General features: G+C 71.3%; 13 protein-coding genes. 7 read left to right on the plus strand and 6 right to left on the minus strand.

The window, feature by feature from the left end; all coding sequences use genetic code 11:
* The first annotated feature begins 13 nt into the window (after nt 1-13).
* Nucleotides 14-946: an SDR family oxidoreductase gene (locus tag BIV03_RS00760; protein ID WP_071294257.1), complete on the plus strand. Its 933-nt coding sequence runs from the start codon at nt 14-16 to the stop codon at nt 944-946.
* Here BIV03_RS00760 and BIV03_RS00765 read toward each other — a convergent pair.
* Nucleotides 939-1,592: a DUF1345 domain-containing protein gene (locus BIV03_RS00765; RefSeq protein WP_070417431.1), complete on the minus strand. Its 654-nt coding sequence runs from the start codon at nt 1,590-1,592 to the stop codon at nt 939-941. The genes BIV03_RS00760 and BIV03_RS00765 overlap by 8 nt on opposite strands.
* A 422-nt stretch (nt 1,593-2,014) precedes the next feature.
* Complete coding sequence (locus BIV03_RS00770; protein ID WP_175475654.1) at nt 2,015-3,097, minus strand: VanZ family protein; 1,083 nt, start codon at nt 3,095-3,097, stop codon at nt 2,015-2,017.
* 136 nt (nt 3,098-3,233) lie between these two features.
* Here BIV03_RS00770 and BIV03_RS00775 point away from each other — a divergent pair, with 136 nt between their 5' ends.
* The gene (locus BIV03_RS00775; RefSeq protein WP_071294353.1) at nt 3,234-3,680 is read left to right on the plus strand and encodes a hypothetical protein; all 447 of its coding nucleotides are present in this window, start codon (nt 3,234-3,236) and stop codon (nt 3,678-3,680) included.
* A 64-nt stretch (nt 3,681-3,744) separates the two neighbouring features.
* Here BIV03_RS00775 and BIV03_RS00780 read toward each other — a convergent pair whose 3' ends face one another.
* The 4 genes from BIV03_RS00780 to BIV03_RS00795 are packed head-to-tail and all read right to left on the minus strand — an operon-like array spanning nt 3,745 to nt 8,349.
* Nucleotides 3,745-5,082, minus strand: a complete 1,338-nt coding sequence (locus BIV03_RS00780; RefSeq protein ID WP_071294258.1) for an NAD(P)/FAD-dependent oxidoreductase — start codon at nt 5,080-5,082, stop codon at nt 3,745-3,747.
* Nucleotides 5,082-6,446: an FAD-binding oxidoreductase gene (locus BIV03_RS00785; protein ID WP_254790662.1), complete on the minus strand. Its 1,365-nt coding sequence runs from the start codon at nt 6,444-6,446 to the stop codon at nt 5,082-5,084. The genes BIV03_RS00780 and BIV03_RS00785 overlap by 1 nt, the downstream gene beginning before the upstream one ends.
* A gap of 2 nt (nt 6,447-6,448) precedes the next feature.
* Entirely contained in the window at nt 6,449-7,882 is a 1,434-nt protein-coding gene (locus BIV03_RS00790) for an aspartate aminotransferase family protein (protein WP_070417427.1), read from the minus strand.
* Complete coding sequence (locus tag BIV03_RS00795; protein WP_092385836.1) at nt 7,879-8,349, minus strand: Lrp/AsnC family transcriptional regulator; 471 nt, start codon at nt 8,347-8,349, stop codon at nt 7,879-7,881. The genes BIV03_RS00790 and BIV03_RS00795 overlap by 4 nt, the downstream gene beginning before the upstream one ends.
* A gap of 125 nt (nt 8,350-8,474) precedes the next feature.
* On the opposite strand from BIV03_RS00795, the gene BIV03_RS00800 reads away from it, so the two are divergent.
* From BIV03_RS00800 to BIV03_RS00820, 5 genes are read left to right on the plus strand one after another with little or no spacing between them, the layout of a single operon-like run.
* The gene (locus tag BIV03_RS00800) at nt 8,475-9,917 is read left to right on the plus strand and encodes a gamma-aminobutyraldehyde dehydrogenase (RefSeq protein WP_071294259.1); all 1,443 of its coding nucleotides are present in this window, start codon (nt 8,475-8,477) and stop codon (nt 9,915-9,917) included.
* Between the two features lie 42 nt (nt 9,918-9,959).
* Entirely contained in the window at nt 9,960-11,147 is a 1,188-nt protein-coding gene (locus BIV03_RS00805) for an ABC transporter ATP-binding protein (RefSeq protein ID WP_139201809.1), read from the plus strand.
* Nucleotides 11,144-12,355, plus strand: a complete 1,212-nt coding sequence (locus tag BIV03_RS00810) for a PotD/PotF family extracellular solute-binding protein (RefSeq protein WP_071294261.1) — start codon at nt 11,144-11,146, stop codon at nt 12,353-12,355. The genes BIV03_RS00805 and BIV03_RS00810 overlap by 4 nt, the downstream gene beginning before the upstream one ends.
* Complete coding sequence (locus BIV03_RS00815) at nt 12,352-13,284, plus strand: ABC transporter permease (RefSeq protein WP_217637333.1); 933 nt, start codon at nt 12,352-12,354, stop codon at nt 13,282-13,284. Before BIV03_RS00810 ends, BIV03_RS00815 begins: the two co-directional genes overlap by 4 nt.
* Nucleotides 13,281-14,156 (plus strand): ABC transporter permease, encoded by an 876-nt coding sequence (locus BIV03_RS00820; protein ID WP_070417422.1) that lies wholly within the window; start codon nt 13,281-13,283, stop codon nt 14,154-14,156. Before BIV03_RS00815 ends, BIV03_RS00820 begins: the two co-directional genes overlap by 4 nt.
* The last annotated feature ends 359 nt before the right edge of the window (nt 14,157-14,515 follow it).

Consider the following 14,515-nt stretch of genomic DNA (forward strand, 5'->3'; position numbering starts at 1 on the left):
GAAGAGGCGGACCATGGCACGGAACGAACGACTCACCCTCCCGGACCTCGGCGGACGCCGGGTCTTGGTGACCGGAGCGAGCGACGGCATCGGACTGGAGATCGCCGCGCGCTTCGCCGGCGCCGGGGCGGAGGTGGTCGTGCCGGTGCGCAACCGCGACAAGGGAGCGGCGGCCGTCGCCCGGATCACCGCGCAGCACCCGGATGCATCCGTGCTGCTCGAGGACCTGGACCTCTCCTCGCTGGAGTCCGTGTCGACGCTCGGGGAGCGGATGCGGTCCGAGGGCACGCCGATCGACGTCTTCGTGGGGAACGCCGGCGTGATGAACCCGCCGGAGCGGCAGACGACCCGGGACGGCTTCGAGCTGCAGTTCGGCACGAACCACCTCGGGCACGTCGCACTCGTCGGCGCCCTGCTCCCCCTGCTCCGTGCCGCGAACGGTCGGGTCGTGATGCAGTCCAGCGTGGCGGCGCAGCGTGCCTCGATCCGGTGGGACGACCTGCAGTCCGAGCGGGACTACGACGTCGCGCGGGCGTACGGGCAGTCGAAGCTCGCATGCGCGCTCTTCGCCCTCGAGCTCGGTCGGAGGAGCCGGGCCGGCGGGTGGGGGATCACGAGTGCGGTCAGCCACCCCGGCGTCGCACCCACGAGCCTGCTCGCCGCACGCCCGGAGATCGGACGCTCGGGCGACACCGTGGCCGTCCGGCTGATCCGCTGGCTGTCGGCGCGCGGGCTCCTCGTCGGGACACCGGCCTCGGCGGCGGAGCCGGCCCTGCTCGCGGCGACCGACGCGGACCTCGACGGAGGCTTCGTCGGTCCGACCGGACCCGGGCAGCTCGGCGGACCGGCCGGCCGTCGGAAGCCGTGGGCGCCGTTGCTCCGTGACGACGACGCCGCTCGGCTCTGGGACGTGTCGGAGTCGCTCGTCGGGAGTTCGGTCAGCTGATGATGTTCACCGCGCGAGAGATCACGAGCGCCAGCAGGATGAACCCGCCGATCGACTGGTAGGCCATGATCATCTTCGCCCGGATGGTCATCGGCATCGTGTCCGTCGGGCTGAACGCCATCATGTTCGTCAGCGCGACGTAGAGGTAGTCGAGGTACACCGGCCGCCAGGCCGCCGTCTTCGGGTCGGTCTCCTGCGGGAACTGGAAGTCGGCGCGGTCGGTCACCCACAGCCCCGGCTGCCGTCGGGCGACGGGGCCGCCCCGGTCGAGCTCCCAGTACACGAGCCCGAACGCGATGATGCTGCTCACCCAGACCTGCAGGGCCGTCAGGAGCACCGCGCCGCCGTCGGGATGCCCGTGCAGCAGCTCGTCGATCGTGCGGACGACGGTCAGCTGGTTCGCGACGGTCAGCAGGACCGCGAGGCCCGTGGACAGCCACCGCGACCAGGTGGTCTCACGGGTCAGCCGCCGAGGGTTGAACACGATGAGCGGGGTGAGGAGCAGCACCCCGAGGAGCGGGACCACCCAGGACGGGAAGAACAGGACCTCGTCGGGCAGGAACAGGCTCAGCGCGAGGTTCACCAGCACGGCGACGGCGACCGGCCCGCGGTGCTCGTGCCGGGGTGTGGTCCGCGTCGTCGTCACGGCTCCGAGTGTGGCACTCGAACACCGTTCCGGCCCCGTGGTGGCGGGCCGCGTCACCGCCGGAGCGTGGCCCGAGCAAGGATGAAGCCCACCGCTGGGACAACAGCGATGGGCTTCGACTTGCTCTCCGAGTGGAGAACGAGGGACACGATGCGTCCCGAGCTTGAACTCGGAACCAGTGTAACCCGATCACCGTCGGGTCGCACGTCCCTCGGCCCCTGCTCTTCGTGTCCGCCGGCGCTGACACGGAAGGTGGTTCGGATGTCCTCCGACGACGAACCGCGTCGACGCCGTCAGGTGCCGTGGTTGGGGATCGCGACGTTGCTCGTGACCCTGGCCCGGTTCCTGCACGACGTGTGGCGCAAGGGTTGAGCCCAGGGTGCCCCGCGCTCTCGCCGGCGCGGGGCACCCGTCGGACCCGCTCAGCCGACTCGCGCCGGAACCCGGTCGTCCTCGACCTCCGCCCGGATCACCGCGAGCGCGAACCCGCGCCGGCTGCGGGTCGTCCACACCGCGATGACCGACGTCACCGCGAGCACGAAGGCGAGGAACGCGGAGAACGGGACGTCCAGGGCGAGCAGTGCCGCCCACCCGCCGGAGCCGAGCGCCCAGCGCACGACGCGCCTCCCGGTCCCCGGTGTCGGGGCCGGACGGAGCCGGACGACGTGCTCACCGAGGGTCCGGCCCGTCGCGAGCACGACCACGAGCTGTGCGAACGGGGCGACCAGTGCGCCGGCGGTGATGAGCGTGCCGAGCACCGGGTCCTGGTCGTCCCGCCCGGCGATCGCCCACACCAGGGCGGTCCCGACGCTCAGCGTGCCGGACAGGAGCCAGATCGCCAGCACGTCGGCGAGCATGCCGGAGAACCGTCGTGCCGCGGTGACCGGGCGCGGGGCGTCCGCGTCGGTGGTCCGCCCCGACCCGGCGAGCAGTCCCACGAGCGGGGCGAGGAGCGTGCCGACCACGGCGCCGGTCGTGTTCGCGAGCAGGTCGTCGACGTCGAAGAGGCGGTACGAGCACGGGTAGAGGAACCAGTCGCCGGTGAGCTGCGTCGTCTCGATGAGCAGGGACACCACGAACCCGGTGCCGAGCCCGACGAGCAGGCCGGCGAACACGCGCCTCCGGGCGATCGCGTGCCGGGCGAGTGCGCCGAGGGGCACGAAGAGCAGCATGTTGAACAGGACCTGCGCCGACGCCGGGTTGGACAGCAGTGACCGGGGTCCGGAGATCCCGCCCTCCTTCGCGACGTCCCCGAGGAACGCGAACGGCGTCAGCTGCGGCGAGGCCGCGTTCCGGCACATCGTCGCGACGTCGTCGGGCAGGGGCAGCAGCGTGTAGGTGACGAGCGCGAGGGCGTAGACGAGCGTGCCGAACGCGACGAGCGAGCGTCGGAAGCCGAGCTGTCCGTGACGGCGGTACTCCCACGCCGTCCACGGCACGAGCGCCCCGACGGCGAGGACGACCCCGACGACGAACGCGATCACGCCTGGCAGCACGGTTCCCATGCGGTCGACGGTACTGACCGCGCGGGCGGACGGAGCCGATGTCAACCGCTCGGAGGACCCGGGATCGATCCGACGTCGCACGGGGTCGCGTCGCCCGGGGGACGATCCGCGGGCGGTCGGTGCGCAGGCTGGTGGCATGTCCGAACGCAACCGTCCCACCGTCCGTCTCCTCGCCGCCGCCGTGGTCGCCGGCTCCGTCGCGGTGCTCGCGACCGGGTGCAGCTTCGTCCAGCAGCAGACGGGCGATGCCTGGTCCGTGACCTACGAGGTCCGCGTCGACCAGCCGAGCGGGGCCGCCCTCACCGACGTGCGGGTCGAGGGTGCCGAGCGGCGCGGCGAAACGCCCGCGGTGCACCGGCTCGACGCGCAGGAGACCGGGTCCTCGGACGGCGAGGGGTCGCGCTGGGAGCACGACGCGATCGTCCTCGCCGAGCAGCGGGCGTCGGTGCGGGCGACGCCGGCCGCCCGGGCCACGGCGACGTGCCGGATCCTGCTCGACGGGAAGCGCGAGATCGCGAGCGAGACGTCGGCGCGGCCGGGCGACGCGGTGCGGTGCTCGGCGGACACCCCGGCCTTCGACTGACGGGGCGTCACGCCCGACCGGCCGGCGGGTGTCGGCCGGAACCGGCCGACACCGGCCCCGTCCGTCAGCCGGGCAGCGGCCCCGCCAACGACCCGGCCGACACCTCTCGCCCGAGCAACCGCCCCGCCGCCCGCAGCCCGGAGAGCAGCGCCCCGTGCACCGTCGCGGGGTCGTCGCCCCACGTGGCCTCACCGGCGAGCTGCACCCGCCCCGACGGGGTGCCGAGCAGGTCGTGGTCGTCCGGTGACGCCCCCACGTGCAGGTACGAGTACGACCCGCGCGCGAAGGGGTCCGCCGCCCACCGGGTGATCCGCACGCCGTCCGGCTCCGGGACCGTGGGCCCGAACATCCGGCGCAGCGCCTCGACCGCCTCGTCGACGACCAGGGCATCGGGCAGCGACTCGATCCGCCGCGCGCCGGCACCGCCCACGAGCGCCGCGAGCACCGGTTCGCCGGTCACCCGGGACATGTCGTACCAGGAGTGCCAGTCGACCCCGGCCGGACCCTGCTGCCGCACCACCCAGTCGTCACCCCAGAAGCGCTCGGGGAACCGCAGGAACACCTTGTCGTAGACGCCCATCCCGAGTCGGCCCATCGCGTCGAGCACCGCGGGCTCGAGCGGTGGCTCGAACGTGATCGCGCCGGCCTGCAGCACGCCGAGGGGTGCCGTGACGACGACCTCCGCAGCGGACACGGTCGTCCCGTCGGCGAGCCCGACGACCACGCCCGAGGACGACGAGCGCACGGCGGCGACGACGGAGGACAGGCGTACGTCGAGCCCGGCCGCCAGGGCGTGCGCGTACTGGGCGTAGCCGCCGGGGAACACCACCTCGTCGCCGGCGACGTGCTCCTCGTCGAGCCCGTGCGCGTCGAGCACGGTGACCGGGGCGCCGCAGAGGTCCTCGGAGCGGTGCGCCGTGTACTCGCGGATCCGCGCGGCCCGGTCGCCCTGCCACTGCAGGGACCGTAGCGCGGTGTCGACGGCGGACGCGTAGGTCGCCGGCGGCGGGGCGTCGGCGACCACCGCGGCGAGGGCCGCGTCGACGGTGTGCAGGTCCGCGACGAACGACGCGGCCTCGGGCGCGGTCAACCGCCGTCCGGACGGGGCGTGCCAGCCGATCGGCCGGCCGTCGAACTGGAAGCTGCCGACGGTGAACTCGACGGTCTCGATCCCGAACGCGGACGCCAGCGACCAGAGCGGGTTGCCCTCGATGCCGTGGATCCAGGAGGCTCCGAGGTCGACCGGCACCCCGATCTCGTCGTCGGTCCAGGTGCGGCCACCGATGCGGTCGCGTGCTTCGAGCACGACGACGCGCTGCCCGCCCTGCACGAGCGCTCGAGCAGCGGCGAGCCCGGCGACCCCGGCCCCCACGACGACGACGTCGGCATCGAGTGCAGCCATCAGTGTCCTCCGGTCAGCGGTGCCATCAGGCGGGCGGCGAGGCTCGGCCGCCCGGTCAGTGCTTCCTCGCGGTCGGCCAGGTCGGTGGCCACGAGTCCGGCGTTCGCCCCGAGGAACCGCAGCGGCTCCGGCTCCCAGTCCGGCGACCGGTGGTTCACCCACGGCAGCGCGGTCAGCGGCGAGGACACACCCCGCACGAGGTCGGCGAGCGTCCGTCCGGCGAGGTTCGTCGTGGACAGGCCGTCGCCGACGTAGCCGCCGGCGGTCCCGACGTGGCCGTCCCACGTGACCGAGGCGCACCAGTCACGGGGCACCCCGAGGGGTCCGCCCCACGTGTGCGTGACCGGGGCGTCGGCGACGGCGGGGAACAGCTCGACCAGGGACCGCCGCAGGTGTTCGAACACGCGTGGTACCCGGTCGTAGCCGGGGGTGATCGCGGACCCCCAGTGGTAGCGGGCTCCGCGCCCGCCGAACGCCAGTCGGTCGTCCGCCGTGCGCTGCCCGTACACGAGCAGGTGCCGGTAGTCCGAGAACGTCTGCCCGTGCTCGAGCCCGACACGGTCCCACACCGCGGCCGGCAGGGGAGCGGTCGCGATCATGAGCGAGTACAGCGGCAGGATGCGCCGCTTCGTCTGCTCGAGCTGCGCGCCGTAGCCCTCGACCGCGATGACCACGGCACCGGCCGTGACGGTCCCGCGCGACGTGACCACGTGCCCTGGACCCCACGACACGGCGGGCGTGTGCTCCGCGATCCGGACGCCCCGCGCCTCCAGGGCCGCCGCCAGGCCGCGGACCAGCGCTGCGGGCTGGACCCGCGCGCAGTCCGGCGTCCACGCGACGCCCGCCGATCCGGCGGCATCGCCGGGGCGTGCGTCGCGGTACGTCATGTCGTCGCCCCACGCGGCCGAGGCGGCGACCTCGTCGCGGGCCGCGCGTTCCTGCACGGCGGAGCGCGCGTAGAGGACGGTGCCGCCCTTCACGTAGTCGCAGGCGACTCCGGCCTCGGACGCTGCGCGCCCGACCTCGTCGACGGTGTCGCGCATCGCCCGGCGCAGGGCGAGGGCTGCCTCGCGGCCGTGCTCGCGCGCGATCGCGTCAGCGGATCGCGGGAACAGCGCGGAGCACCAGCCGCCGTTGCGTCCGGACGCTCCGAACCCCGCGATCTCGCGTTCCACGACGACGACCTGGAGGCGCGGGTCGGCCTGGTGCAGGTACCACGCGGTCCAGAGACCCGTCAGTCCACCGCCGACGATGCAGACGTCCGCGGTGGTGTCGCCGTCGAGCGGCGGGCGGGGCGTCAGGTCGTCGCGGCCGCTCATGACGAGCGCGTCGAGCCAGAACGAGACGCCCCGGTAGCCGGTCACGGTCAGATCTTCGTCCAGGCCTCGGACAGGACGCTCCGCAGGATCGAGGTCATCTCGCGGAACTCCGGCTGCCCGATGGTGAGCGGCGGCGCGAGCTGCACGACGGGGTCGCCGCGGTCGTCGGCACGGCAGTACAGCCCGGCGTCGAACAGCGCCTTCGACAGGAACCCGCGGAGCAGGCGCTCCGACTCGGCGTCGTCGAAGGTCGTCTTGGTGGCCTTGTCCTTCACGAGCTCGATGCCGTAGAAGTACCCGTCACCACGGACGTCTCCGACGATGGGCAGGTCGCGCAGCGTGTCGAGCTCGGCCTTGAAGAGCGGGGCGTTCTGCTGGACGTTCTGCAGGAGCCCCTCTTCCTCGAAGATGTCGAGGTTCTCCATCGCGACGGCGGCGGAGACCGGGTGCCCGCCGAACGTGTACCCGTGGTAGAAGGTCGTGTCGCCCGTGGAGAACGGCTCGAAGAGCTTGTCGCTGATGATCGTCGCGCCGATGGGGGAGTAGCCCGAGGTCATCGCCTTCGCGCACGTGATCATGTCCGGCACGAAGCCGTAGGTGTCGCACGCGAACATGGTGCCGATCCGACCGAACGCGCAGATCACCTCGTCGGAGACCAGCAGCACGTCGTACTCGTCGCAGATCTCGCGGACCCGCTGGAAGTACCCGGGCGGCGGGGTGAAGCAGCCGCCGGAGTTCTGCACCGGCTCGAGGAAGACCGCGGCGACGGTGTCCGGACCCTCGAACTCGATCATCTCGCGGATGCGCTCGGCCGCCCAGAAGCCGAACTCCTCCTCGCTCTCGCCGGCGAAGCCCATCTCGGCGGCGCGGTAGTAGTTGGTGTTCGGCACGCGGAAGCCACCCGGCGCGAGTGGCTCGAACATCTGCTTCATCGCCGGGATGCCCGTGATCGCGAGCGCTCCCTGCGGGGTGCCGTGGTACGCGACCGCGCGGGAGATCACCTTGTGCTTCATCGGCTTGCCGCGGAGCTTCCAGTAGTACTTCGCGAGCTTGAACGCGGTCTCGACGGCCTCGCCGCCGCCGGTCGAGAAGAACACCTTGTTGAGGTCGCCGGGGGCGTGGTCGGCCAACCGGTCCGCGAGCTCGATCGCCGCGGGGTGCGCGTACGACCAGATCGGGAAGAACGACAGCGTCTCGGCCTGCTTGGCGGCCATCTCGGCCAGGCGCTTCCGGCCGTGGCCCGCGGCGACGACGAACAGGCCGGAGAGCCCGTCGATGTACTCCTTGCCGTGGCTGTCGTAGACGTGGTGCCCCTCGCCGCGGACCATGATCGGCACGTCGGCACCGGCCTGGTTCGCGCCGTGCCGGGCGAAGTGCATCCACAGGTGGTCGCGCGACTTCTGCTGCAGCGCGGCGTCGTCCACCGGTGCGAACGGGTCGTACGAGCCGAGACGGGTGGTGGGTCGTTCGGAGATGGTCATCGCGTTCCCCAGTCGTAGAGCTGTTTGCGGAGTTGCAGGTAGACGAAGGTCTCGGTACCGGCGACGCCCGGGATCGCCCGGATCGTGCCGTTCAGGAGTTCGATCAGGTCGTCGTCGTCCTCGCAGACGACCTCGACCATGAGGTCGAAGCTCCCGGCGGTCATGACGAGGTAGTCGACCGCCGGGAGCCGTTCGAGTTCGTCGGCGACGGTTCGGGTGTCGCCGCTGACCCGGATGCCGATCATCGCCTGGCGGTGGAACCCGAGTTGCAGGGGGTCCGTCACCGCGACGATCTGCATGACGCCGGTCTCGGTCAGCTTCTGGACGCGCTGCCGGACCGCCGCTTCGCTGAGACCGACCGCCTTGCCGATCTCGCCGTACGGACGGCGCCCGTCCGCCTGGAGTTGTTCGATGATCCGCTTCGAGGTGTCGTCGATCGGTCCCGGACGTCGTGGTGCTGCCGCCATGCCGGACAGCATTGCAGCGCCATCGCCCAGAAAGCAAGGGAATCCGTTGTGAACACCGTGTTTCACGACGATTTCCGTTGTTACAAGTCTTCCGAACCGACTTTTTCCGTGCCAGTATCGCCGCCATGCGGGAGACCACGAAGACGAGCGAGGTCCGGAACTTCATCGGGGGCGCGTCCGTCGAGGTCCGTGCCGACGCGGCCTTCGACCTGATCGACCCGACCGACGAGCACGTCTACGGCACGTCGCCGGTGTCCAGTGCCGCCGACGTCGACGCGGCCTTCCGTGCGGCGAGCACCGCGTTCGGGACGTGGGGCCGCACCACACCGGCGGAACGACAGCTCGCGCTCTTCCGGATCGCCGACGCGATGGAGCAGCGGGCGGAGGAGTTCGCCGACCTCGAGTCGCTCGACACCGGGAAGCCCCGCGCCACCCTCGTCGAGGACGAGATCCTGCTCTCCGTCGACCAGATCCGCTTCTTCGCCGGCGCCGCCCGGAACCTCGAGGGGCGGAGCGCCGGCGAGTACATGACCGACCACACGTCGTTCGTCCGGCGCGAGCCGATCGGTGTCGTCGCCCAGGTCACCCCGTGGAACTACCCGCTCAACATGGCGGTGTGGAAGTTCGCGCCGGCGCTCGCCGCGGGGAACACGACCGTGCTCAAGCCGAGCGACACCACCCCGCTGTCGACCCTGCTGCTGGCCGAGGTCGCTGCCGAGTTCCTGCCGCCGGGCGTGCTCAACGTCGTCGTGGGGGACCGGACGACCGGTGCCGCGATGATCGACCACCCCACGCCGCAGCTCGTGTCGATCACCGGCTCCGTCCGCGCCGGCATCGAGGTCGCCCGCGCCGCCGCCGGTGACCTCAAGCGGACCCACCTCGAACTCGGTGGCAAGGCCCCGGTGATCGTGTTCGACGACGCCGACGTCCCGCCCGCCGTGGCCGGCATCGTCGCCGCCGGCTTCTTCAACGCCGGGCAGGACTGCACCGCCGCTACCCGCCTGCTCGTGCAGGACGGCATCCACGACGAGTTCGTGGCGGCGCTCGCCGAGGCGGCGCGGACCGACGCGCAGACCGGCCCGGATGCGCCGACCCCGTACTTCGGCCCGGTGAACAACGCGGCCCAGCTCGCCCAGGTCCGGTCGTTCATCGACACCCTCCCCGACCACGCGTCGATCGAGCTCGGCGGCCACCGTCTGGGCGACCGCGGCTTCCACCACGAGGCGACGATCGTCTCCGGGCTCCGGCAGGACGACCGCGCTGTGCAGCAGGAGATCTTCGGCCCGGTGCAGACCGTCCAGCGCTTCTCGACCGAGCAGCAGGCCCTCGCGTGGGCGAACGGCGTCGAGTACGGCCTGGCGAGCTCGGTGTGGACGACGGACCACGCGCGGGCGATGCGCTTCGCCCGCGACCTCGACTTCGGGTGCGTGTGGATCAACACCCACATCCCGATCGTCGCCGAGATGCCGCACGGCGGCTTCAAGCACTCCGGCTACGGCAAGGACCTGTCCCAGTACGGGTTCGACGACTACACCCGCATCAAGCACGTCATGTCCTACATCGGCTGAGCCCGAACCCGACCCCGAGCAGCACGAGCAGCAGGAGGCACCATGGCAATGACCGGCACCTTCGCCGAATCGGGAGCCGATCTCCGGCTCGACCGGATCACCAAGTCCTTCCCCGGCCACACCGCGGTCGACGCCCTCGACCTCACCGTCCCGGCCGGCTCGTTCTTCGCGCTGCTCGGCCCGTCCGGCTGCGGCAAGACGACGACGCTCCGTCTCGTCGCCGGCCTCGAGGAGCCCACGAGCGGCACGATCACGATCGGCGGCCGGGACGTCACCGACACGAAGCCGTACCAGCGGCCGGTCAACACGGTGTTCCAGAACTACGCGCTGTTCCCGCACATGAGCGTGCTCGAGAACGTGGCGTTCGGGTTGAAGCGCCGGCGCATCCCGGACCCGATGACGAAGGCGACCGAGGCGTTGCGGCTCGTCGAGCTCGAGGGTTCGGCGTCGAAGCGTCCGGCGCAGCTGTCCGGCGGCATGCAGCAGCGCGTCGCCCTCGCCCGCGCGATCGTGAACCGCCCGGCCCTGCTCCTGCTCGACGAGCCCCTCGGCGCCCTCGACCTCAAGCTGCGGCACCAGATGCAGCTCGAGCTGAAGACGATCCAGGCCGAGGTCGGTCTCACCTTCCTGCACGTCACGCACGACCAGGAGGAGGCGATGACGATGGCCGACACGGTCGCCGTCATGAACGGCGGCCGTATCGAGCAGATGGGCAGCCCGCAGGACCTGTACGAGCTGCCCCGCACGGCGTTCGTCGCGAACTTCCTCGGGCAGTCGAACCTGCTCGAGGGCGAGGTCCGCGGCACCGACGGCGGACTCCTCGTCGTCGCGACCGCGGCCGGCACGATCGCCGTCCCGACCGACCGGGCCGTCGCGACGACCGGACAGGTGGTGGTCGGCGTCCGTCCCGAGAAGCTCAAGATCCGCACCGCCGAGCCGGCACCCGAGGCCGGTCGCAACATCCTCGGCCCCGGCCGTGTGGTCGACGTGTCGTTCTCCGGCGTCAGCACCCAGTACCTCGTGGACGTGCCGGGCGCGGGCCGCGTCTCCGTCTTCGCGCAGAACTCCAAGGGCGGACCGCGCATCGCCACCGGTACCGAGGTCTGGCTCACGTGGGGCGTCGACCACGGTTTCGGCCTGGAGGCGCACCCCGCGTCCGACGCGACCGTCACCGCCGGAGCCGACCCGCGCCTCCAGTCCGCACCCGCCACCGCGGGGGTCGTCGCGTGAGTCCGCGGCCGGACCTGGTGCGCGGACTGACGTCCGCACGCGTCAGCCGTCGCGGGTTCCTCGCGGGCGGCGGGGCCGCCGCGGTCGCCGCCCTGCTCGCCGGCTGCAGCATCAAGGGGTCGGCGGCGTCGCTCGCCGAGCACCCGGTGGACTGGGAGCGGTTCTGGAAGGACCAGCAGGCGACGAAGCAGCTCAACTTCGCGAACTGGCCGCTCTACATCGACTCCGACCACGGCAAGTCCGAGTCGATCCAGCTGTTCGAGCGGGCCACCGGGATCTCGGTCGACTACCAGGCCGTGATCCAGGACAACGCCACGTTCTACGCGACGGTGTCGCCGATCCTCCGCGCGCAGGGGGCCACCGGCTACGACCTCGTCGTGATGACGAACGGCTTCGAGCTGACGCAGATGATCAAGAACGGGTTCGTGTGCGAGCTCGACCACTCGCGGCTGCCGAACTTCGCGGCGAACGCGGGTGACTCGGTGAAGGACCCGACCTACGACCCCGGGAACAAGCACTCGGTCGTGTGGCAGACCGGGTTCACCGGGATCGCCTACAACCCGAAGTACATCGACCGCGAGATCACGTCGTTCCAGGACCTGCTCGACCCGGCGTTCACGGGCCGCGTGGGACTGATGAGCGACAACACCGAGCTCGGGTCCCTCGGGCTGCTCGCGAACGGGATCGCCCCGGAGACCTCGACCCCCGCGGACTGGCGGACGGCCCAGGACTGGCTGCGGAAGCTCCGCCCGAGCGTCACCGGGTTCTACGACCAGAGCTACATCAACAAGCTCGAGAACGGTGACACCTGGATCACCCAGGCGTGGTCCGGCGACGTGTTCCAGGCGCAGCAGTCCGGGTTCGAGCACCTGAAGTTCGTCACGCCGGAGGAAGGCCAGATGATGTGGCACGACAACCTCATGATCCCCCGCCAGGCGGCGAACCCGGTGTCGGCCCTGGAGTGGATGGACTTCTACTACACGCCGAAGATCGCCGGCATCGTCGAGGACTACGTCAACTACGTCTGCCCCGTCCCCGCCGCCGAGGCCTACGTCCGGGACGAGCTGGACGACCCCACCGTGGCGGACAGCCCGCTGGTGTTCCCCTCGTCCGAGGTGCTCGACAAGTCGCACGAGTTCCGGGTGTTCGAGAACTACGACGAGTACTCCGAGTGGAACGGCATCTTCAACGCGGTGGTGCAGTCGTGAGCGCCGTCGGGACGGCCGGGACCGCCGGTCTCGGGGCCGGACCGGGACCCGCGCCCGTGCGGCACGGTCGTCGCCTGCGGGTGCCGTTCCTGCTCGCCGTCGTCGGCACCGCGTACCTGGCCGTGTTCTTCGTCATCCCGCTCGTGTCGGGACTCATCGTCTCGCTCATGTCGGGCAACCCGGACGACGGCTACACGTTCACGTGGAACTGGGGGATCTACGGCTCGCTGTTCATCGACCCGCAGGTGCCGTACCTGACGTTCCTCGGCCGGTCGCTCTGGTACGGCGCGGCCGCGACCGTCGTGACGATCATCGTCGGGTACCCGGTGGCGTACTTCATCGCGTTCCGGGTGTCGCCACGGTGGAAGAACCCGCTCCTGATGCTCGTGTTCGTGAGCTTCCTCGTGTCGTTCGTCATCCGCACCGACATGTGGGCGTTCGTGCTCGCCTCACAGGGGCCGGTCGTCACGGCGCTGCAGGCGATCGGCCTGGCCGGCAAGGACTTCCACATCCTCGGGACCGGTGGCGCGGTGATCTTCGGCGACGCCTACAACGACCTGGCGTTCATGGTGCTGCCGATCTACGCCGCGCTCGAACGCATCGACCCCCGACTCGGCGAGGCGGCGAACGACCTCTACGCCGGCAAGGTCCGGGCGTTCTGGCACACCACGCTGCCGCTGTCCCGCTCGGGCATCTTCGCCGGTGTCCTGCTCGTCTTCATCGACAGCGTGGGCGACCCGGTGAACTCGGCGCTCCTGGGCGGCACGAACACGTACACGATCGGGCAGGCGATCCAGGACGCCTACTCCGGCAACCAGCAGTACAACGTCGCCGCGGCGCTCTCGACCGTGCTCATGGTCGTGCTCGGCATCATCCTGTTCATCTACGCCCGCGTCTCCGGCACCGACGACCTCGAGGACCTCGTATGACCGCCGTCGCACCGCCCCGCGCCACCGCTCCCGCCGCACCCGCCACCGGGACGGCCGCGCGCCGACCCGGCCGACACGGGGTGAACCGCCGCGGGCCGTGGCTCGCGATCGTGTACTGGGTCACCATCGCGATCACCCTCGTGCCGATCGTCTACATGATCGTGTACTCGTTCAACGACGCACCGACGAACCGGCTGTCGTTCGCGTGGAACGGGTTCACGACCTACTGGTACGCGAACCTCGTGAACGTCTCCGGCCTCGGACAGGCGTTCGTCACCTCGGTCGTCATCGCGTTCCTCGCCGCGATCATCTCGGTCGCGATCGGCCTGCCGCTGGCCCTGGCGCTCGAGCGCTACCGGTTCCCCGGGCGCGGTGCCGTCAACGCCGTCGTGTTCGCGGACATCGCGGCGCCGTCGATCGTCGTCGGGTCCGCGTCGCTGTCGTTCTTCCTGTCGGTCGGGCTCGGCACCGGGTTCCTGACGATCCTGCTCACGCACGTGGCGTTCGACGTCGCCTACGTCGTCGTGGTCCTCCGGGCGCGGATCGCGGGGACGTCACGGGCGCTCGAGGAGGCCGCGGGGGACCTCGGGGCGACGCCGTTGCAGGCGTTCCGGCTCGTGACCCTGCCGTTGCTCGCGCCGGGCATGCTGGCCGCGGGGTTGCTCGCGCTGGCGATGTCGATCGACGACTACGTGATCACCTCGTTCGTCGCCGGGCCCTCGGTCACGTTCCCGCTGTTCGTGTACGGCGCCGCCAAGGCCGGGATGCCGCCGCAGGTGCTGTGCTTCGGCACGCTGGTCTTCGCGGTGGGGCTGCTCGTGGCGCTGCTGAACGGGGCGCTGAACCGGCGGTTGGCGCGTACCCGCGGTTGAGTGGAGCGTCCCGCACCGGTCTGCACCGCTGCGGGACGCCCTGTCTCAGCCCTTCCGCCACAGGTCGTGCAGGAGCCTGGCCACGGTCACGAGCAAGCTCGCGATCCCCAGCCAGGGAACCTGACGCCTGGGCTTGGATCCGTCGTCGTGCGACATCGATCCCACCTCCGGGTGTCGGCGCCGGCGGACACGAGGAGCGGGCCGGGACGGGCGTGCAGTGGGACCCCGGTCCCGCTACACTGATCCCGAGCGTTCAGACTCGGGAACGGCTTGTGCCCGTCCCGGCTTTCCACTCGGAGAGCACCCAGAAGCCCATCACCGTTGGCGCGGTGGTGGGCTTCACGCTTGCCCCAGGGGTG

Source organism: Curtobacterium sp. MCBA15_016 (assembly GCF_001865105.1).
GTDB lineage: Bacteria > Actinomycetota > Actinomycetes > Actinomycetales > Microbacteriaceae > Curtobacterium.